General features: G+C 65.4%; 17 protein-coding genes. 10 read left to right on the top strand and 7 right to left on the bottom strand.

Annotated features, from left to right (window positions below):
• Nucleotides 1-6 precede the first annotated feature (6 nt).
• A complete protein-coding gene (locus QF050_RS10495; RefSeq protein ID WP_308930375.1) occupies nt 7-951 on the top strand; it encodes a BadF/BadG/BcrA/BcrD ATPase family protein in 945 nt (314 codons plus the stop codon).
• On the opposite strand, the gene QF050_RS10500 is transcribed toward QF050_RS10495, so the two are convergent.
• The gene (locus QF050_RS10500; protein WP_308930376.1) at nt 948-1,967 is read right to left on the bottom strand and encodes a pirin family protein; all 1,020 of its coding nucleotides are present in this window, start codon (nt 1,965-1,967) and stop codon (nt 948-950) included. The two genes, QF050_RS10495 and QF050_RS10500, sit on opposite strands and share 4 nt — an antisense overlap.
• 232 nt (nt 1,968-2,199) lie before the next feature.
• On the opposite strand from QF050_RS10500, the gene QF050_RS10505 reads away from it, so the two are divergent.
• From QF050_RS10505 to QF050_RS10530, 6 genes are all read left to right on the top strand, one after another.
• Nucleotides 2,200-3,300, top strand: a complete 1,101-nt coding sequence (locus QF050_RS10505) for an ATP-binding cassette domain-containing protein (protein WP_308930377.1) — start codon at nt 2,200-2,202, stop codon at nt 3,298-3,300.
• On the top strand, nt 3,300-4,028 hold the full coding sequence (locus QF050_RS10510; RefSeq protein WP_308930378.1) for an ABC transporter permease: 729 nt from the start codon (nt 3,300-3,302) through the stop codon (nt 4,026-4,028). The genes QF050_RS10505 and QF050_RS10510 overlap by 1 nt, the downstream gene beginning before the upstream one ends.
• Entirely contained in the window at nt 4,025-4,771 is a 747-nt protein-coding gene (locus QF050_RS10515) for an ABC transporter permease (RefSeq protein ID WP_308930379.1), read from the top strand. Before QF050_RS10510 ends, QF050_RS10515 begins: the two co-directional genes overlap by 4 nt.
• Complete coding sequence (locus tag QF050_RS10520) at nt 4,768-5,730, top strand: ABC transporter substrate-binding protein (RefSeq protein ID WP_308930380.1); 963 nt, start codon at nt 4,768-4,770, stop codon at nt 5,728-5,730. The genes QF050_RS10515 and QF050_RS10520 overlap by 4 nt, the downstream gene beginning before the upstream one ends.
• Nucleotides 5,731-5,870: 140 nt before the next feature.
• Nucleotides 5,871-7,091, top strand: a complete 1,221-nt coding sequence (locus QF050_RS10525) for a pyridoxal phosphate-dependent aminotransferase (RefSeq protein ID WP_308930381.1) — start codon at nt 5,871-5,873, stop codon at nt 7,089-7,091.
• A 51-nt stretch (nt 7,092-7,142) separates the two neighbouring features.
• Nucleotides 7,143-7,997 carry a polyphosphate kinase 2 family protein gene (locus QF050_RS10530; RefSeq protein ID WP_308930382.1) on the top strand — a complete coding sequence of 285 codons (855 nt, stop codon included), beginning with the start codon at nt 7,143-7,145 and terminating at the stop codon, nt 7,995-7,997.
• A 67-nt stretch (nt 7,998-8,064) separates the two neighbouring features.
• Here the strand turns inward: QF050_RS10530 and QF050_RS10535 are convergent, their stop codons facing one another.
• Nucleotides 8,065-8,283 carry an exodeoxyribonuclease VII small subunit gene (locus tag QF050_RS10535; protein ID WP_308930383.1) on the bottom strand — a complete coding sequence of 73 codons (219 nt, stop codon included), beginning with the start codon at nt 8,281-8,283 and terminating at the stop codon, nt 8,065-8,067.
• Complete coding sequence (xseA, locus tag QF050_RS10540; protein ID WP_308930384.1) at nt 8,280-9,614, bottom strand: exodeoxyribonuclease VII large subunit; 1,335 nt, start codon at nt 9,612-9,614, stop codon at nt 8,280-8,282. Before xseA ends, QF050_RS10535 begins: the two co-directional genes overlap by 4 nt.
• A 162-nt stretch (nt 9,615-9,776) precedes the next feature.
• Between xseA and QF050_RS10545 the strand changes: the two genes are divergently transcribed.
• Entirely contained in the window at nt 9,777-10,628 is an 852-nt protein-coding gene (locus tag QF050_RS10545; protein ID WP_308930385.1) for a hypothetical protein, read from the top strand.
• Between the two features lie 9 nt (nt 10,629-10,637).
• On the top strand, nt 10,638-11,717 hold the full coding sequence (locus QF050_RS10550) for a 4-hydroxy-3-methylbut-2-enyl diphosphate reductase (RefSeq protein WP_308930386.1): 1,080 nt from the start codon (nt 10,638-10,640) through the stop codon (nt 11,715-11,717).
• Nucleotides 11,718-11,814: 97 nt separating this feature from the next.
• Here the strand turns inward: QF050_RS10550 and QF050_RS10555 are convergent, their stop codons facing one another.
• Nucleotides 11,815-13,041: a DNA recombination protein RmuC gene (locus QF050_RS10555; protein ID WP_308930387.1), complete on the bottom strand. Its 1,227-nt coding sequence runs from the start codon at nt 13,039-13,041 to the stop codon at nt 11,815-11,817.
• Between the two features lie 90 nt (nt 13,042-13,131).
• Here QF050_RS10555 and ychF point away from each other — a divergent pair, with 90 nt between their 5' ends.
• Nucleotides 13,132-14,217, top strand: a complete 1,086-nt coding sequence (ychF, locus tag QF050_RS10560) for a redox-regulated ATPase YchF (RefSeq protein ID WP_308930388.1) — start codon at nt 13,132-13,134, stop codon at nt 14,215-14,217.
• 136 nt (nt 14,218-14,353) lie between these two features.
• Here the strand turns inward: ychF and QF050_RS10565 are convergent, their stop codons facing one another.
• The 3 genes from QF050_RS10565 to QF050_RS10575 are packed head-to-tail and all read right to left on the bottom strand — an operon-like array spanning nt 14,354 to nt 18,942.
• Nucleotides 14,354-15,829 carry an aldehyde dehydrogenase family protein gene (locus QF050_RS10565; protein ID WP_308930389.1) on the bottom strand — a complete coding sequence of 492 codons (1,476 nt, stop codon included), beginning with the start codon at nt 15,827-15,829 and terminating at the stop codon, nt 14,354-14,356.
• A 43-nt stretch (nt 15,830-15,872) separates the two neighbouring features.
• On the bottom strand, nt 15,873-17,327 hold the full coding sequence (locus QF050_RS10570) for a carotenoid oxygenase family protein (RefSeq protein ID WP_308930390.1): 1,455 nt from the start codon (nt 17,325-17,327) through the stop codon (nt 15,873-15,875).
• A 43-nt stretch (nt 17,328-17,370) separates the two neighbouring features.
• Nucleotides 17,371-18,942: an FAD-binding oxidoreductase gene (locus QF050_RS10575; protein ID WP_308930391.1), complete on the bottom strand. Its 1,572-nt coding sequence runs from the start codon at nt 18,940-18,942 to the stop codon at nt 17,371-17,373.
• Nucleotides 18,943-19,077 lie beyond the last annotated feature (135 nt).

Genomic DNA, 19,077 nt, shown 5'->3' on the forward strand with positions numbered 1-19,077 from the left:
TGTGACGTGACGAACACCCAGAACCCCTCCACCGCCCCCGTCGGGCAGGCAGGTCCCGCCAATCCACTGCACGGCATCACGATCGGACTGGACATCGGCGGCACCAAGACGCACGGCGTCCGCTTTGAGGACGGAATCCCCGTTGCCGACGAATCCGCCGGAAGTTCCAACGTACAGAACGTCACCCGGGAGGAAGCGGCCCGCAACCTGGCTGACCTCTTCGCCCGGATCGGAGCCGGTCCCGTGGCACAGGTATATGCGGGATCCGGTGGAATCGACACCGACGAGGACGCCGCCGCCCTGGCCGGGCTCATCCAGCCCCTCGTCCCGGGAGCCAAGGTCACCGTTGTCCACGACTCGCGCCTGCTGCTCGCCGCCGGACGGGCCGGAACGGGAGTGGCGGTCATTGCGGGCACAGGCTCGGCCGCCTGGGGACGCAACGCCGACGGCGGCGAGGCCAGGGCCGGCGGTTGGGGCTACCTCCTGGGGGACGAAGGCAGCGGTTATTGGCTGGGCAGGGAAGCGGTGCGGCACAGCCTGCGCCGGATGAACCAGGGACTTCCGGTCGATCCCCTCACCTCGGCCCTGCTCAAGAGTTGCGGCCTGGACCACCCGAACAAGCTCATTGCGCTGTTCCACTCGCCGGAAACGGGGAGGCGATTCTGGGCACAGCAGGCCAGGCACGTGGTGGAGGCGGCAGCCGCCGGACACCAGGACAGCGCAGCCTTGCTGGACCAGTGCGGCAAGGACCTTGCCGCACTGGCCGTACAGGTGCTGGGACAGTTGGGACTCGACGGGCCGGTGATCCTGGGCGGCGGCCTGGGCATGAACGTGGTGCCCGTGCAGGAATCCTTCCGTCGGAACCTCTCCGAAGCAGGCATCACTGACGTCAGGATCCTGGACCAGGAACCCGTCTTCGGTGTGCTGGAGCTGGTAGCGGGGCCCGCTTAGTCCACGGCGCGCTTCCTGGGCGTCAGCCGGACGCCCGGAAGGGGAGGAGCCGGGATGCGGCCGGCTTCCGCCCCGGCGTCCGGCCCGTGTCCGCGGACCAGGCCGTAGCGGGCGCCGGCCGCCACGGCATCCGGAAGGGCTGCCTGCGCTTCCCAGTCCTCGCGCGCCTGCTCCACTTCCTCATGGGTGCGGCCCACGAAGTTCCACCACATCAACAGTTCCTCGCCGAAAGGCTCACCGCCGATCAGCAGGAACCGTGTGCCCGGGCGTGCCTGCACCCTCAGCTCACTCCGGCCCGCGCCCAGGTAGCCCAGCGGCCCCGCAGGCAGGTCCTCCCCGTCCACCGCCAGGCCGCCGTCGAGCACCAGGACACCGTGCTCAAAGTCCGGGTTCAGCGGCAGCACCGCGTCCCCTTCGCAGGCGACGTCTGCGCCCGTGATCGGTGAGTACATCGTGGCGGGGGACACCACGCCGCCAAATTCACCCACCATCACCGTGGCGGTGAACCCGGGGCCGCTGGCCACGGGCAACTCCCGGTGCTGTTCGAAGGCAGGCGCCCGGTGCCGGTCGGCGTCGGGAAGGGCAACCCAAAGCTGCAGACCGCGCTGCAGCGGCAACTCACCACCGTCGGCGGGAAGCATCGCGAACTCGGAGTGCGAGACCCCGCGTCCGGCGGTCATGATGTTCAATTCTCCAGGCCGCACCACCACGTCGCTGCCCACGCTGTCCCGGTGGCGGATATGTCCCGCCAGGGGCCAGGTCACGGTCTGCAGCCCAATGTGGGGATGGGGAAGGACCGACATCGCTGTCCGGTCCGGACCAAAACTGTCCAGGAAGCACCAGGCCCCGATCGTTGGCAACCCGCGCTGCGGCAACGTGCGCTTGACGTTCATGGCACGCACCCCGCCCAGCGGCACCTCGCGCTCGGGCCACAACTGCAGGCAGGGCCCGGATCTCCCTTCCGCCGGGGCCGGGGGACAGCTTTCCTGCTGGGGTGAAACTTCCAAGTTGGTCACGCCTCCACTTTAGGCGCGCTCCGTCCCGGCCGGACATGCGCGTTTGCCCCGCCCGGATACCCATCCGTGGCCGCCGGGGTGCCGAATGGTCACAGTAGGGATTCCTTTGCGGGGTTTGCGGCCAGATCTGGTGATGCCGGCCCCCGATTGGGTTACCGTAACTATCAGTGTGCTGATGGCAATGTCGCGGTGCTGAGAACAGCCCGTCTGAGAGATTAGGTAAGTCCGCACCATGGACCAGGCGATGATCGAGTTCCAGAGCGTCACCAAGCAGTACCCGGGCGGCCAGCCTGCCGTGGACGGTTTGTCCATGTCCATCGCCAAGGGCACCGTCACCGTGTTCGTCGGTCCCTCAGGCTGCGGCAAAACGACGTCGCTGAGGATGATCAACCGGATGGTGGAACCCACCTCCGGAACCATCACGGTGGACGGCCGGGATGTCACCACGGTGCCGGCCGCTGAACTGCGCCGCTCCATGGGCTACGTCATGCAGTCGGCGGGACTGTTGCCGCACCGCTCGGTGCTGGACAACATCGCCACCGTCCCCCGGCTGAACGGTGTCTCCAAGGCTGACGCGCGCAGGCGCGCGGAGGAGCTCCTGGACGTGGTGGGCCTGGCATCGTCCCTGGGCAGGCGCTACCCGTCGCAGCTCTCCGGCGGCCAGCAACAGCGCGTCGGCGTTGCCCGTGCCCTCGCAGCGGACCCGCCCGTGCTCCTGATGGACGAGCCGTTCAGTGCGGTGGACCCGGTTGTCCGTGACGAACTCCAGCAGGAACTGCTGCGCCTGCAGAAGGACCTCGCCAAGACCATCGTCTTCGTCACCCACGATATTGACGAGGCCACCATCCTGGGGGACAAGGTGGCCGTCTTTGCCACCGGCGGCAAACTGGCCCAGTACGCCACGCCAGAGGAGATCCTGCGGGCGCCCGCCAACAATTTCGTCGCATCCTTCGTGGGGCGCGACCGAGGCTTCCGCCACCTCGGGTTCACCCCGTCCGACGGCGTGGTCCTGCACCCCGTGCCTACGATCATCCGCGGCGCCGGGGGGAACGTGTCCGATCCCAGCGCCGCCGGCGGCTGGCAGCTGGTGGTGGACGCGGACAAGCGGCCGCTGGGCTGGTCGGCACCCGGCACCGAAACTGAACTCGTTCCCGGCGGCTCGCTGTTCCGTCCCGGGGAGAGCCTGCGGCGGGCCCTGGACGCTGCCCTGTCATCGCCGTCCGGCCTTGGCGTTGCCGTGGACCCCGAGGGCCGGGTGCAGGGAGTTGTTCGCGGCGGCGAGGTCCTGGCGCTGATCGAGGAAGTGCGCCAGCTGCGGCAGGCGGCACTCTGATGGAGTGGTTCCTGGCCAACAGCGGCATGGTCTTCGAGCGCGGCGGCCAGCACCTGGTGCTGGCGCTCGTTCCCATGGTGTTGGGCCTGGTGATTTCGATCCCGCTCGCCCAGCTGGCCAGGCAAAACGGTGCCCTCCGCTCCGTGGTGCTGACGGCGTCGTCCCTTCTCTACACCATCCCCTCGCTGGCGCTGTTCATCATCCTGCCCACCATCCTGGGCACCCGCATCCTGGACCCCCTCAACGTGGTGGTGGCGCTCACCATTTATGCTGTGGCGCTGCTGGTCCGTGCGGCCTTGGACGCTTTCGATTCCGTGGACGCCGACGTCAGCCAGGCCGCCCAGGCCATGGGGTTCAAGCCGCTGGCACGTTTCCTGAAGGTTGACCTGCCGCTTTCCCTGCCGGTCATGTTCGCTGGTTTGCGGGTAGTGTCCGTCAGCAACATCTCCCTGGTCAGCGTTGCCGCCCTGCTGGGAGTTGGCAACCTGGGCATGCTCTTCACCGATGGGCTCCAACGCGACTTCGTCACCGAGGTGGTGGTGGGGATCATCGCCATCCTGGTCCTGGCACTGCTGATGGACGCCCTCCTCGTCCTGCTGGAACGCATCCTCACCCCGTGGGAGCGGACCGGCACCCGGCGCGAACGCGGGGACGGCGCCGGCCGCACCAGCACGCACGCCACGGCGGGACGGCCCCTGACCGAAACCGGGACGGGAGGGCGCGCGTGAGCAACGTCGTCTCCGATACTGTTGCCTGGCTCGCCGACCCAACGCACTGGTCCGGAAGCATGGGCATCCCCACCAGGCTTGGGGAGCACCTGCAGTACACCGGGCTGGTCATGCTGATCGCCACCGCCATAGCCGTACCCGTTGGATTATTTGTCGGCCACACCGGGAGGGGCAGGGTGGCCGTGGTGGCCTTGGCGGGTGCGCTGCGCGCCCTCCCCACCCTGGGCCTGCTGATCCTGTTCGTGCTGCTGGCCGGCATTGGGTTGATGCCCCCGATCTGGGCCCTGGTGATCCTCACCGTCCCACCGCTCCTGGCCGGGACCTACGCCGGCATTTCCAGCGTGGACCGCAACGTGGTGGACGCTGCCCGGGCCATGGGCATGACCGAACTGCAGGTCCTGTTCCGGGCCGAGCTGCCCAATGCCCTGACGGTCATGTTCGGCGGTTTCAGGACCGGCGTCCTGCAGGTGATCGCCACGGTCTCCGTGGTTGCCTACATCAACCTCGGGGGCCTGGGCCGCTACCTCTTCGACGGCCTGGTCCTGAGCGACTTCCCCCAGATGCTGGGCGGTTCCCTGCTCATCGCCGGGCTGGCGATCGCCGTCGACCTGGTCCTGTCCCTATTCCAGAGGCTTTTCCTGGCAACAGGAGCCTCGAAGCAGTCCCACCGCAGCCTGGAGGCTGCGGTTGATCTCACAGACCCCGTGGTTGCGGAGACTGTTGTACAAGGAGGTAAGTCATGAAAGATAGCCGTTCCCCACGCCTCGGCAGGCGGGCCTTCGGTGGCCTGGCCGCCGGGCTCGGCATGGCAGTGGTGTTGTCCGCCTGCGGCGGCTCGTCCAATCCGCTGAGCAACGCACCGGCATCCAGCGGCGGCGCCTCCGGTGAGGCAACGTCCCTGGTGGTTGGCTCCGCCGATTTCCCGGAAAGCCAAATCATCGCCGAACTGTACGCCGGCGCCCTTAATGCCAACGGAATCACCGCCACCACCAAACCGAACATCGGCTCCCGCGAGGTCTACTTCAAGGCCGTCCAGGACGGATCCGTGGACGTGGTGCCGGACTACAGCGGCAACCTGCTGCTGTACGTCAACAAGGAAGCCACCGAGGTTTCCGCCGGCGACATCACCAAGGCACTGCCGGGCAAGCTGCCGGACGGCCTGGCCGTGCTGGATGCCTCCAAGGCCGAGGACAAGGACGCGATGGTGGTCACCAAAGCAACAGCGGAGAAGTACCAGCTGAAGTCCATCGAGGACCTCGCCAAGGTCTGCAGCGACATCGTGGTGGGGGCACCGGCCACGTTCGGTGAGCGCGCCTACGGCCTGCCGGGCCTGAAGAAGAACTACAACTGCGTACCCAAGAAGCTGGAGCCCTTCAGCGACGGCGGCGGCCCCGTGACGCTCAAGGCGCTCCTCGAGGACAAGGTGCAGGTGGCCGACATCTACACCACCACTCCTTCGATCGCCGACAACGACCTGGTGGTTCTTGATGACCCCAAGAACAACTTCATCGCCCAGCAGGTCCTGCCGCTGTACAACAAGGCGAAGATGACGGACAAGGCCAAGCAGGCCCTCAACTCCGTGTCCAGCATCCTCACCACCGATGACCTGATCAACCTCAACCGGGCTGTCAGCGGCAGCCAGAAGCAGGATGCCAAGACGGCAGCAGCCGCCTGGCTCAAAGACAAGGGCATCGTAAAGTAGCAGCGCGCTTCCCCGCCCGGGCGGGGATCAGCAGGTGATCACGACGGCGGCTGCCGGACTTTCACAGGTCCGGCAGCCGCCGTCGCGCGTGTGGCGGAGGTCTCAACGGTGATGCATCCTTCCTGTGGCATATTTGAGGGATGGCAGAATTCAGGCAGTCCACAAAGCTCAACAACGTCCTATATGACATCCGTGGACCGATCCTGCAGGCCGCCCAGCAAATGGAGGCGGAGGGCCACCGGATCCTCAAGCTGAACATCGGCAACCCCGCGCCGTTCGGATTCGAGGCGCCCGACGCCATCCTGGTGGACATGATCCGCCACTTGCCGCACGCCCAGGGCTACAGCGACTCCCGCGGGATCTTCTCCGCACGCACCGCGGTGTCGCAGTATTACCAGACCCGCGGCATCCAGAACATCCATGTGGACGACATCTACCTGGGCAACGGTGTCAGCGAGCTCATCACCATGTCCCTGATGGCGTTGCTCGATTCCGGGGACGAGGTCCTCATTCCCACGCCGGACTACCCGCTCTGGACCGCGTCCGTGGCGCTCGCCGGCGGCAAGCCGGTCCACTACCTGTGCGACGAGGAATCCGGCTGGCAGCCGGACCTTGAGGACATGGAAGCGAAAATCACGCCCCGCACCAAGGGAATCGTGGTCATCAACCCGAACAACCCCACCGGGGCCGTCTACCCCGAAGCCACGCTGAAGCGCATCGTGGAGCTGGCCGAAAAGCACGGGCTGGTCATATTTGCCGATGAAATCTACGAGAAGATCCTGTACGAAGACGCCGTCCATGTGAACCTCGCCAAGCTCACCGGCGACCACGTCCTCTGCCTGACCTTCAGCGGCTTGTCCAAGGCATACCGGGTCTGCGGCTACCGCGCCGGCTGGATGGCGATTTCCGGGCCGAAAAAGGAGGCCGCCGACTACCTCGAAGGCATCAACCTCCTGGCGAACATGCGCCTTTGCGCCAACGTTCCGGCCCAGCACGCCATCCAGACGGCACTCGGCGGCTATCAAAGCATCAGCGACCTCATCCTTCCGGGCGGCCGCCTGCTGGAGCAGCGCAACAAGGCCTACGACATGCTGAACGCTATTCCGGGCGTCAGCACGCAACAGGCGAGGGGCGCCCTGTACCTCTTTCCGCGTCTGGACCCGGAGGTTTACCACATCAGGGATGACGAGAAGTTTGTCCTCGACCTCCTGAGGGAACAGAAGATCCTGGTGTCGCACGGCCGCGCGTTCAACTGGGTGCGGCCGGACCACTTCCGCATGGTCACGCTGCCGAACGTCAAGGACATCGAGGAAGCCATAGGCCGGATGGGGGACTTCCTAAGCCGGTACCAGGGGAACTAGCCTGTGGTCACGGGCGCACCGCGTCCGTGACCCTCCCGTGGAAGGACCCCCATGGCCAGCATCGTCGGTTTCGACCAGCACCCCTCTGAGACCCTGCGCGTCGGGAAGGGATTTTCCCTGGCCGCTGTGGACCCCGACGCCACCCCGGGCTACAGCGGCAACAAGGCTGACGGCGAAGCGTTGCTGGCGGACCTGGACGGGAAGCTCACGGACATGCAGGAAAAGCTGTTCGCGGAGTCACGGTTCGGCGGGAAAAAGCGGATCCTCCTGGTCCTGCAGGCGATGGACACGGCAGGCAAAGGCGGAATCGTCAACCACGTGATGGCCACCATGGACCCCCAAGGCGTCCAGTTCAAGGCGTTCAAGGCGCCCACTGAGCAGGAGAAATCCTACGATTTCCTCTGGCGCATCGAGAAGGAGGTGCCGGCAGCCGGAATGGTGGGTATCTTCGACCGCTCCCATTACGAGGACGTCCTCATCCACCGGGTCCACAACTGGGCAACCCCGGACGAAATCACCCGACGCTACCGGGCCATCAACGAATTCGAGGCTCGCCAGACCGACGCCGGCACCAGGATCGTCAAGGTGATGCTGAAAATCAGCAAGGATGAGCAAAAGTCCCGGCTGTTGGCCCGCCTGGACAATCCTGCCAAGCACTGGAAGTACAGCAGCGGTGATTTGAAGGAACGCGCCTTTTGGGACGACTACATGGCGGCCTACCAGGCTGCCTTCGACGAAACCAGCACGGCCGAGGCCCCCTGGTACGTGGTTCCGGCCAACAAGAAGTGGTTTGCCCGGATCGCCGTACAGCAACTGGTGATGTCGGCGCTGTCCGATCTTCGCCTGGAGTGGCCCAAAGCCGAGTTCGATGTCGACATTGAACGGGAGCTGGTAGCCCGGTCCTGACCCTGGGTGCAGGCCGGAGCCCCAAGGCCAGAGCCCGGCGACCCGGCCCGGGCCAGGGGCGCCGGCCTCAGAGCGGTTGGTCGCGGGAAGCGGCCAACCGCTTCCGTGCGCCTTCCAGCCACTCCTCGCAGCGTGCGGCCAGGGCCTCCCCGCGCTCCCACAACGCCAGGGACTCCTCCAGGCTTGCCCCTCCTGCCTCCAGCCTGCCCACCACGGCGATGAGTTGCTCCCGGGCCTCCTCGTAGCTCAGTCCCGCGACGTCTGACTCCGGTTTTTGTTCGGTCATGCCTTCTCTTCCGATCCTTGGTGGTGGTCTGGGTTTGCTGGTTGCAGCACCCCGGTGGAGGTGGCGCCAAAATGGCCCTCCGCCACCCGGATGGACAAGGCGGAGCCCGCCGGTGCCTCGGCGGGGCGGCGGACAACGGCGTGCCCGGACGCGGCGATCCGTGCGCTCTGGTCACCCGCCAGTTCGACGACGGCGTACCCGCGGTCGAGCGTCTTCTGGGGGGAGAGCGCGCGTACTTGGGCCTTCAGGTGCTCCAGCTGGTCCGCTGCCCGCACTACCGTGGAGTTCACTGCCGCTGAGGAGCGCCGCAGCAGCCGTTCAATTTCCTCGGCACGGACGGAAACCATGCCTTCGGGAGCTGCCATCACTGGCCTTGAGTGGAGTGCCGCCAACCGGTCCGACTCGCGGTCCACCAACCGTTCCATGCAGCGTCGCAGCTGTTCGCGTGCTTGTCGGACGCCTGCCAGTTCTTCGGAGACTTCCGGAACGATCCGTTTGGCAGCGTCGGTGGGCGTGGAGGCACGAAGATCGGCAACGTAGTCCAGCAACGGACGGTCGGCCTCGTGCCCGATGGCACTGACCACCGGCGTGGCTGCCGCGGCCACGGCCCGGACGAGGTCTTCGCTGTTGAACGGCAGGAGGTCTTCCAGGGCTCCGCCGCCCCGGGCAATGACAATCACGTCCACCTCCGGCAGTTCATCCAGCTCACGGAGTGCGCGGACCACCTGGGACACCGCGGTGTTGCCCTGGACGGCCACCTCACGGATCTCAAACTCCACGGCCGGCCACCGCAATGCTGCGTTGCGCAAGATGTCTTTCTTCGCGTCCGAGTCGCGGCCGGTGATCAGTCCGATGCGATGCGGCAGCAAGGGCAGGGGCTTCTTCCGGGAGTCGGCAAACAGGCCCTCCGCCGCCAGGGCCTGGCGCAGCCGTTCGATCCTGGCCAGAAGGTCGCCCAGGCCGACCGGCCGGATATCCCGCACCAGCATGTTCAACCGGCCGGTCTTCATCCAGAACTCGGGCTTCAGCAGTGCCACCACCCGCGAGCCGCGCTCCAGCGGAAGGTTCTGCCGCTCCAGCACTTTCGTCCAGACGGACGCGGGCAGCGATACTTCCGCATCAACGTCGCGAAGTGTGATGTACGCGTTGGTGCCGCGGCGGTTCAGCTCGATGACCTGGCCTTCCACCCACGCCGAGGGAGTCCGGTCGATATGCGCCTTCAGCTTCTGCGACAACAGCTGCAGCGGCCAAGGATTGTCCGGGCTGGTTTCCGCAGCGGTGGCCGGCAAAGTAGTGGGCACGGTACCCGGAAGCGATGCCTGGTCAGACATGCGGACGCCGTTGCGGGGCTGGTGCTGCGGGCATGGGGTCCTTCAACTGTTGTGGGGCGGTCAATCAACCTTATCCATAAGGTGTAGCACCGGGGGCTGACAGGGACAGGCCGGCCACCCTGCCTAGGATGGAGTGAGGCCCCCAACCCCGAAGGACCTGCCGTGCGCACTTTCATTTCCGCCCTCGCCACCGTGCTGGGCATCCTCCTGGCATCCGTTGCCGTACCCGCCATGTGGGTGGACCGGAACATCATCCAGGAAGACGGATTCGTCCGGCTTGCGGCGCCGCTTGGCAAGAACGCGGATTTCCAGAAGAAACTCGCTGCCGCGGCCGTGGGAACGATCGATACCGGTTCGGTCCCCGGTGCCCTTTCGGGGCTGGTCGATTCGGTGCTGGAGAAAGCCGCGGAGTCCCTGACCCAGCTTCCCGGCTACCCCGCGGCGTGGGAGGAGACCCTTCGCAGGAGCCACCGCCTGAGCTTCGCCAGCCCCGCGGGGGAGTCCTCCGGCAACGCTCCGGCGTCGTCGCTGACCCTCGACGTGGCCCCGTTGGTTGCGCTCGGTTCGGACGAAATCTCCCGTGCCACCCGCCTTCCACTCAACCCGCCCGAACAAACGCTGATCAACGTCGGCCAGCCCGCACATCGCGAATGGGCGGAGCGGCTGGCCACCTATGCGCCCGTGGGCTACATCGCCGCCATCGGCTCCGGCATTGCATTCCTGTTGGCACTCGTTGCAGCCCGCCGCCGCTGGACCGTGCTGTTTGCTGCAGGCATTGGTGGCCTGGCCCTCGCCGGACTGTGGTCGCTCGGTGTGCAACTGGGATCGGCCCGGGCCGTGACCACGGACACGGGCAACGCGGTGGCCAACATGTTCCGCGACCAATTCGTGGGCGCCGCAGCCGCAGACTTCCAATCGTGGATCGCCGGCACCGCGGTGACCGGCGGCGTCCTGGTGGCAGTGGGAATTGTGACGTTGTTCGCGTCCCGGAAACGGGTGCGGGCCAGCCGGTAGCATGGAGGGATGACCACCTCGGCTGTACCCCTTTCGATGCCAACCGTTCCGCGCCGGCGCCGCTCGCCCCAGGAAGTGGCGGCCGCGGCCCCCGTGAACGGAACCAAGAAGGTGCTGCTGGCCGCGCCCCGCGGCTACTGCGCCGGTGTTGACCGGGCAGTGATCGCCGTCGAGAAGGCGCTGGAACACTACGGGCCGCCCGTGTACGTCCGCAAGCAGATCGTCCACAATGTCCACGTGGTCAGCTCGCTGGAGGAAAAGGGCGCCATCTTCGTGGAAGAGACCGACGAAGTTCCCGAGGGCGCGCTGGTGATCTTCTCCGCCCACGGTGTTTCCCCCGCTGTGGTTGAATCCGCCGAGACCCGGGGCCTGCGCACCATCGATGCCACCTGCCCCCTGGTCACCAAGGTGCACAAGGAAGCCGTCCGCTTCGCCAAGGACGACTTCGACATCCTCCTGATCGGCCATGACGGCCATGAGGAAGTGGAAGGCACCTCCGGTGAGGCGCCGGACCACATCCAGATCATCAATGGCCCCCACGAAGTGGACAAGGTCACCGTCCGCGATCCCGAGAAGGTCATCTGGCTGTCGCAGACCACCCTCAGTGTCGACGAGACCATGGAAACCGTCCGGTTGCTCAAGGACCGGTTCCCCACCCTGCAGGACCCGCCCAGCGATGACATCTGCTATGCCACCACAAACCGGCAGGTGGCCATCAAGAAGATCGCGCCTAAAGCTGACCTGGTGATCGTGGTGGGCTCCGCCAACTCTTCCAATTCGGTCCGGCTGGTGGAGGTGGCGCTGGAATACGGCGCCAAGGCCTCGTACCGGGTGGACTTCGCCAACGAGGTTGACGAAGCCTGGTTTGAAGGCGTGGCCACCGTGGGTGTCACGTCCGGCGCCTCTGTTCCGGAGGTCCTGGTGCAGGACGTCCTGAGGCTCCTGGCCGACTATGGCTATGGTGCGGTGGAGGAAGTGGTCACTGCCGAGGAAGACCTGCTGTTCTCCCTGCCCAAGGAGCTCCGGGCAACCCTCAAGGAAGCCGGCGACGTCAGCCGCGCCCTGGGTGGCCGCCGGCCCCGCAGCTGACGATCAACCGCTGCGGGGGAAGGCGACAAGCAGGAATCAAAAGGAAGGGCCGGGCAGTTCGCAACTGCCTGGCCCTTCCAGCATCCAAGGACTATCCTCAGGCCGCTTCGTCGTCGCCCTGGAGTTCGGGTGCCACCAAGGCGCGCGGCGTTGCCTCCACAAGGGAGGGCGTGGCCAGGCCAGCCTCTTCCAAGGTGTTGAGCTTCCGCGCCGTGGGCAGGATCCGGGCTTCCAAGGTGCCCACCATGGCGTTGTAGCGGTCCACCGACGATTTCAGGGAAGAACCGAGTTTCCCGACGTTCTCACCCAAGGTTCCCATCCGGTCGTACAGCTGTCGCGCGAGCTCGAACAACTCGCGGGCGCTGTCCGTCAGGACGTCCTGGCGCCACGTGAACGCTACGGATTTCAGCACCGCCAGCAGGGTACTCGGCGAGGCCAGGACCACGTTCCGCGACAACGCATGGTCCAGGAGACCGGCGTCTGCCGTCAGCGCGGCCGCAAGGATGGATTCGGCCGGAATGAAGCAGACCACCAGCTCCGGGGAATTCCCGGGGATCTCCCAGTATTTCTTGGTGCCCAACGCGTCCACGTGGGCCCTCAAGGCCTTGGCGTGGGCAGCCAGCAGCGCCTGGCTGCGGGCGTCGTTACCGGCCCGCACCCCGGACGGCTGGACCGTGCGGGGATCCGCAGTACCCAGTTCCTGTGCCTCCAGATAGGACGACAACGGCACTTTGGCGTCCACCACCAGTTGTTTCCCGCCCGGCAGTTGCACCACCAGGTCAGGTCGGACGGAAGAATCGTGGCCCGCACTGTGGACCTGCTCCACGAAGTCCACGTGGCGGAGCATTCCCGCGGCCTCCACGACGCGCCGGAGCTGTACCTCGCCCCATTGGCCCCTGGCGCTGTTTGACCGCAGGGCCGATTCCAGGGCGTGCGTGGAGCGGATCAGCTGTTCGTCGGACAGCCGGGCTTCCTGCAATTGCTGCGCAAGCTGGCCGTACTGTTCCACCCGGTCCCGTTCCAGGAGTGCCACCTGCTGCTGGACCGCGGAAAGCTTCTCGGCCACCGGGGCCAGGGCTCGCAGCACGCTGCCGTCCTGCGTCCTTGCCTCGCCCAGCTCACGGTTCTGGGCAGCTAAAAGCCGCCTTTCGGCGTCGGCCGCTGCCAACTGGGCCGTCACTTCCGAAAGCCGGGACGAGACTCCGTCAAAGTCCGTTTCCAGTCCGCGTGAGTTCCTGCGCATCAGGACATAGGTGGCGGCGGCACCGGCGATTGCACCGAGCAGCAACATGAGAAGGGCCAGAATCAAGGCAAATGCATCCATGGCTTCACTGTTGCACGGGCCTCTGACAATCACGGCCAGTGACATCCCCGGGTACTGGCCGCAGGGACCCGGCGGGTAGAATCAATGCTCGTGGCTCTTACTATTGGCATCGTCGGACTGCCCAACGTCGGCAAATCAACTCTTTTCAACGCACTGACCCGCAACCAGGTGCTCGCGGCGAACTACCCGTTCGCCACGATCGAGCCCAACGTCGGCGTCGTCAACCTGCCGGATCCGCGGCTGGAGAAGCTGGCTGCCATCTTCGGATCCCAGCGAGTGCTTCCCGCGGCCGTGTCCTTCGTCGACATCGCCGGCATCGTCAAGGGCGCCTCGGAGGGCGAAGGACTGGGCAACCAGTTCCTGGCCAACATCCGCGAGGCTGAGGCGATCGCTCAGGTGGTCCGAGTGTTCGATGACCCCGACGTCATCCACGTCGACGGTAAGGTGGACCCCCGGTCCGACATGGAGACGATCAACACCGAGCTGATCCTCGCCGATCTCCAGACGATCGAGAAGGCCGTCCCGCGGATCGAAAAAGAAGTCAAGATTAAGAAGCGCGAAGCCGCCGAACTGGCCGCCGTCAAGGCTGCCCAGGCCGTGCTGGAACGCGGGGACACCATCTTCTCTTCGATCAAGAGCGACAAACTGGAGATGGAGCACCTGAAGGAACTCGGCCTGCTGACGGCCAAGCCCTTCATCTACGTCTTCAACGCGGACGAGGGAATCCTGGGCAGCCCGGAAAAGCAGGAGGAGCTGCGCGCCATGGTGGCTCCGGCCGACTGCATCTTCCTCGACGCGAAGCTGGAATCAGACCTCGTTGAACTCGACGAGGCGGAAGCCCGAGAGATGCTCGAGATGAACGGCCAGGACGAATCCGGCCTCGACCAATTGGCCCGTGTTGGCTTCCACACGCTGGGGCTGCAGACCTACCTCACTGCCGGGCCGAAAGAGACCCGCGCCTGGACCATCCGGCGGGGCGATACGGCTCCCCAGGCCGCCGGTGTGATCCACTCTGACTTCCAGCGCGGATTCATCAAAGCCGAGGTGGTCTCCTTCAACGACCTCATCGACGCAGGTTCCATGGCCGAGGCAAAGTCCCGCGGCAAGGTCCGGATCGAAGGCAAGGAATATGTCATGGCCGACGGCGACGTGGTTGAATTTAGATTTAATGTATAGGCCCTGACCCGGTGGTGGCGCCTGCCTGAATATGTCCAATTGATTCAGAACCCCTCACCAACAGCTTTGCAGCACGAAAGTAGCCTGCCGGGACATTCTTGTCCCGGCAGGCTACTTTCGTATCGTTCCGCTTGTTTTAGAGGCGGGTGACTCCGATTGTGTGGTCGGTGGTGAATTCCTCTATGGCCCAGTCGCCGTTAAAGCGGCCCAACCCGGAATTGCGTTGCCCGCCGAAGGCCACGTGCGCTTCATCCTGGATTGTCATCTCGTTGATGAAGGTCATACCGGCCTTGACCTTGTGGGCGAACTGCAGGCCGCGGTCGAGGTTCTGGGTAAAGACGGCGCTGGAAAGGCCGTAAGCGTGGTCGTTGGCGAGGTCAAGGGCGTGATCCTCGTCCTCGGCCCTCAGGATGGCGACCATGGGGCCGAAGATCTCCTCGCGGGCGATCTCCATGTCAGGGGTGACATCGGCGAAAACGTGCGGGGGCACCACCCGACCGCTGATCTCGCCTTCGACGACGGTGCGGGCGCCGGCCTCCTGGGCCCATGTGATTTTCTGTTTGAGTCCTGCAAGCTGGGAGTCGTTGACCACAGGGCCCACCAGGGTGCCCTCGGCGGTGGGGTCGCCGTACGCCACGGACGAGGCAGCCTCGGCGAAACGGGAGACGAACTCCTCGTAGACCGGGGCTTGGACAATGATCCGGTTGACGGACATGCAGATCTGGCCGGAGTGCAGGAAAGCGCCCGGGACGGCGGCGGCCACGGCCGCTTCGAGGTTGGCGTCGTCGAGGACCACCAAGGGGGCGTTACCGCCAAGCTCCAGGGCCACTTTCTTCAGGTGTTCGCCGCTGGTGGCCACCGTACCCACGTTCTGTCCAACCGGGGTGGAGCCGGTGAAGGAGATCAGTCCCGGCACAGGGTGGGCCACGAAGTCGTCACCGATCTCCGAGCCGGCACCGATGACAGTGGAGAGCACTCCTGCCGGCAGGCCTGCTTCCTCGAAGATGCGTGCCAGGATGAGCGCGCCGGTAACGGGAGTGTCGCTGGCCGGTTTGAGGACCACGGCGTTACCCAGGGCCAGGGCCGGGGCGACAGACCGCTGGGACAGATGCAGTGGGAAGTTCCAGGGGCTGATCACGCCCACCACCCCGATCGGCTTGCGGTAGACGCGCATCTCTCGGTTGGGGGTGTTGGAGTCAAAGATCCTGCCGTGGACCCGAGTGGGAAATGATGCCGACTCCTGCGTGATTCCGACGGCGAGGGAGACCTCGATGTTGGCCTTCAGCAAGGTGGAACCGGACTCGCGTACCAGCCAGTCCACGATTTCTTCGCGGCGTTCCTCGAGGATCTGCGCGGCACGGCGCATCACCTGCTGGCGCTCGGCCGGCGGCAGGGCGGCCCACCCGGTCTGGGCCGCCTCGGCGGCCCGGTAGGCGTCGTCGACGTCTGCGACGGAAGCCTGACGGATGGTGGTCAGTACGCTGTCGTCGTAGGGGTTGGTCACGGTGAGGGTCTTCGCCGACTGGCCCTCACGCCACTTTCCGGCGATGTATTGCAGGGTAGTGGACTGGCCGGCGAATGTAGCCGGAGCTTCGATGGTGGAGATGGTCATGGGGTGTCGCTCCTGTTCAGGTTATGCGGGAAGTATGGCTGGACTAGTTGGTGTGTTCGCTGGCCAGGACCCGGAGGGAGTCTTCGATCTGCTCGCGGTCGGACCAGCTGCCGTGGAAGCCGAAGGGAATGCGTCCGGGCAGCTTCACCCTGGCCAGCGGGGTGCGGCCGAAATCCGCGGTGTCATAGATGCACAGCTCTGATAGCTCCGTCTGGCGGTTCCACCAGATGGAGAGCAGGTAACCGTCGTCCTCATTCACGGCCCCGGTCCGCGGCACGAAGATCGGTTCGGAGGGGTTGGTCAGGTCATCCAGCCCTTCGATGACCGTGACCGTTTCCTTGGTGAGGTCGGTCTTGGCCAGGCCGTCGCTCATGGTGTCGGCGTCCCGGCCACGGGTGGTGGCGAAGTAGCCGAACTTGTGTTCCAGGCCGACCTTGTTCGGGTTGATGGCCGGGAACTCGCCCGCGATGTGGCTGGTGGCCTGGTTGGTAACGCGTCCGGTGGCGGTGTTGACGGTCCAGCGCCACGGGATGGCGTTCATGAACCACTCATGGGAGTCAACGGGCCGGGTGATGCGGTCCGCCGGGGTGCCGAAGCGTTCTTTGATGCGGGGGGCTTCGATGACGATTTCGTTGCCTCGCTCGTAGGCGTTGAAGAAGTGGGTCGGGAAGAACGTCTCGTCGACCCGGTAGGTGCGCACTTCGTGGGTCGTCCGGTGCATGGTGACAATCTCGACACCGTTGTTCGTGGCTGCGGGGTCCCACACGAGGCCCGGCTTGCCCTGGCCGATATTCGGAGCCAGGAAAAGCCCCGGGGTGACGAAGAAGATCGCGTAGTTCTTGCTCACCGCGAAGTCGTGGAACATGGACGGGGCACTGGTGCTGAAGGCGAAGGTGTCGAGGACCTTGCCGTGCCGGTCTGCCTCGTACCAGGTGACGTTGGTACCCATGTAGGAGTAGAAGAGCATATTGCCGGTGTCCGGGTCGAGTTTGTAGTGGGCGGTGCAGGTGAACGGGACATCGCCGTTGAAGTCATAGGTCCCGAACGTTTCCAGGGACTGCGGATTCATCTGGTGCGGCAGGCCGCCCTCGAAGAATACGAGCAGCCGGTCGGCGAGGACGCCGACATTGGTGTTGGGCACGTTCTTCATGGGCGGGGCGCCGGCCGGCAGCGATGGGGCGGTGCCGCCGTTGACGAACCCGGAGTAGACCGCCTCCCCCGCTTCCATCTCGACTTTGAGCGCGTCGGTCATGACCCATTTGTTCCGGTAGGCGGCCTTGCCGTCACGCAGATACGTTGCGTAAACCATGCCGTCACCTTCGAACCAGTGGTAGCGGTCCGTGTTGCGCGGCTTGAACTTGGGGTTGGACCCGGTGCGGAACAAGGCTCCGTCCAGGTCATCGGGAATCTTGCCGATGACCTCCAGGTCGAAGGCTTCGGTCTCCTCATGCCAGGGGGTGAAGGGGCCGTTGAGGAACTTGTTGTCTGTCTCCCACATGGTGGTGCCTTTCGGTCTCTGAGTTCTTGGGGTTCTTGGAGTTCTAGGAGTTCCTGGCCGGCGAGGGCCAGATGCCGTGGTTGCCCGGCGAGAGCGTTCCGGCGGGGTCCAGCGCGTCCTTGAGGGAGGTGTAGAGCCGGTTCAGGGCGTGGTCGTTGAAGTCGAAGTTTCCTGCCACGTGCTCGATCAGCGAGGGGTGGGCGCGGTATTCGCTCCAGCCCCATTCGGCGGCCTTTTCACACATGAGGTCGACGGCGGCGTGGGCGGCTGCCGCTTCGGAGGGGTCGTTCACGTCGAAGAAGACCATGCAGGCGCCCACGAGGCTGCGCGTGTTGGCGATCCAGCCGAAGCCCGCCACCAGTCCGGCTTCTTCGAGGATGGTGCGGACCATAAGCTCGTGCTTAGCGGCGGATTCGCCGTCGAACGGGATCGCGGGCGAGAAGTCGATGTGACCCACGTTTTCGCCGATGTGCTTCTTCATCATATCCAGCAGGAACATGTTAGGGATGCCGGCCGGGACCAGGTCCAGCGGGTGCACTTCTTCCGGGCTGACGTCGCCGCGGTAGGACCTGAGGTCCACGATGACGCCGGGAAGGTGGGCGACGGCGGCGGTGACAATGCGGCGCCGTGCCTCCACAACGGCTTCGTGGCCGTAGAAGGCGATGCGGGCGTGCCAGCGTCCCGGGGGCAGCGTCGCGGACAGCTTCGCCGCCTTCGACATCCCGGTGGTGTCCTCCATCGGGTTGGCCCGGCCGTCCACGGGTTCCGGTGAGCTGGTGATCAGCGGCAGGCCCTGGATGGTGCCGTCCAGCACCAGAGGGCGGAGCGCGTCGATCAGCGGAGCGATATCCTCGTCTTTGTGGCAGATGACCGCCCCGGTGGTGAACACCTCAGGCTCAGGCATGAGCCAGACGCCCATCTTGGACACGATGCCGAAGTTCGACTGCATGAACAGGCTGTCCAGGGACGGGCCAAAGCCGCGCTTGTGCCGCTGCCACATGGGGCTGTTGCTCATTGCGCCGAGGCCGGTACGGACCACTTCGCCGGAGGCGAGGACCAACTCCATGCCGCAGACGGCACTTGCATGGTCGCCGTTGACGGTGTAGCCGTAGCCGTGGTCCAGGGTGTTGCCGATGATGCTGCCCCAGCCGAGGTCCGGGACCGAAATCCAGAGCTTCAGCCCGCGGGCCTTGATCTCCTTGTAGAGGTCGAAGAAGCTGACTCCGGGCTCGAGCAGGGCGTAGCCGGCGGCTTCATTGATTTCCAGAATCCTGTTCATCCTGCGCAGGCTCAGCACGACGGAGCCGTTGATCACCGGTGCGGAGCCGCCGTAGCCGTAGTTGCGTCCGGTGGAGGAGGTCCAGAGCTTGATCTGGAGTTCGTTGGCGATTCGGACCACGGCCTGTATTTCCTCAACGGTGGAGGGCTGGACCACAAATGAGGGCTGGTAGTCCTTGGCGTCGTCGCCCTCATAGGGGTCGCGGAAATCCTTGACCTGGCTTTCATCCAGCAGGACGGCGTCGGCCCCGAGGACCTCGGTCATCCGCGCAATGGCCTCAGTCAGGACCGACGATGAGTCTTTGAGTTCAGCGGTGGTTGTCATGTGCTGTGTCACGCTCCGTTGCTTGACGGGTGTTCAACTCCGAACACCGATTGGTTCAAGTGTGGTGTGGGGCACAGGGTTGGTTCTTGGTGCCGGACGGCAAGAAAAGCCGTTCCGTATGGCGCCCGGGAGCAAAGACGGTGCGCG

It is taken from the genome of Arthrobacter sp. SLBN-112 (assembly GCF_030944625.1).
Lineage (GTDB): Bacteria > Actinomycetota > Actinomycetes > Actinomycetales > Micrococcaceae > Arthrobacter.

Coding starts and splice junctions, on each gene's coding strand:
- QF050_RS10505 (WP_308930377.1), top strand. CDS start 2,200: ATGGACCAGGCGATGATCGAGTTCCAGAGCGTCACCAAGCAGTACCCG.
- QF050_RS10510 (WP_308930378.1), top strand. CDS start 3,300: ATGGAGTGGTTCCTGGCCAACAGCGGCATGGTCTTCGAGCGCGGCGGC.
- QF050_RS10520 (WP_308930380.1), top strand. CDS start 4,768: ATGAAAGATAGCCGTTCCCCACGCCTCGGCAGGCGGGCCTTCGGTGGC.
- QF050_RS10525 (WP_308930381.1), top strand. CDS start 5,871: ATGGCAGAATTCAGGCAGTCCACAAAGCTCAACAACGTCCTATATGAC.
- QF050_RS10530 (WP_308930382.1), top strand. CDS start 7,143: ATGGCCAGCATCGTCGGTTTCGACCAGCACCCCTCTGAGACCCTGCGC.
- QF050_RS10535 (WP_308930383.1), bottom strand. CDS start 8,283: ATGACCGAACAAAAACCGGAGTCAGACGTCGCGGGACTGAGCTACGAG.
- xseA (WP_308930384.1), bottom strand. CDS start 9,614: ATGTCTGACCAGGCATCGCTTCCGGGTACCGTGCCCACTACTTTGCCG.
- QF050_RS10550 (WP_308930386.1), top strand. CDS start 10,638: ATGACCACCTCGGCTGTACCCCTTTCGATGCCAACCGTTCCGCGCCGG.
- QF050_RS10555 (WP_308930387.1), bottom strand. CDS start 13,041: ATGGATGCATTTGCCTTGATTCTGGCCCTTCTCATGTTGCTGCTCGGT.
- QF050_RS10565 (WP_308930389.1), bottom strand. CDS start 15,829: ATGACCATCTCCACCATCGAAGCTCCGGCTACATTCGCCGGCCAGTCC.
- QF050_RS10570 (WP_308930390.1), bottom strand. CDS start 17,327: ATGTGGGAGACAGACAACAAGTTCCTCAACGGCCCCTTCACCCCCTGG.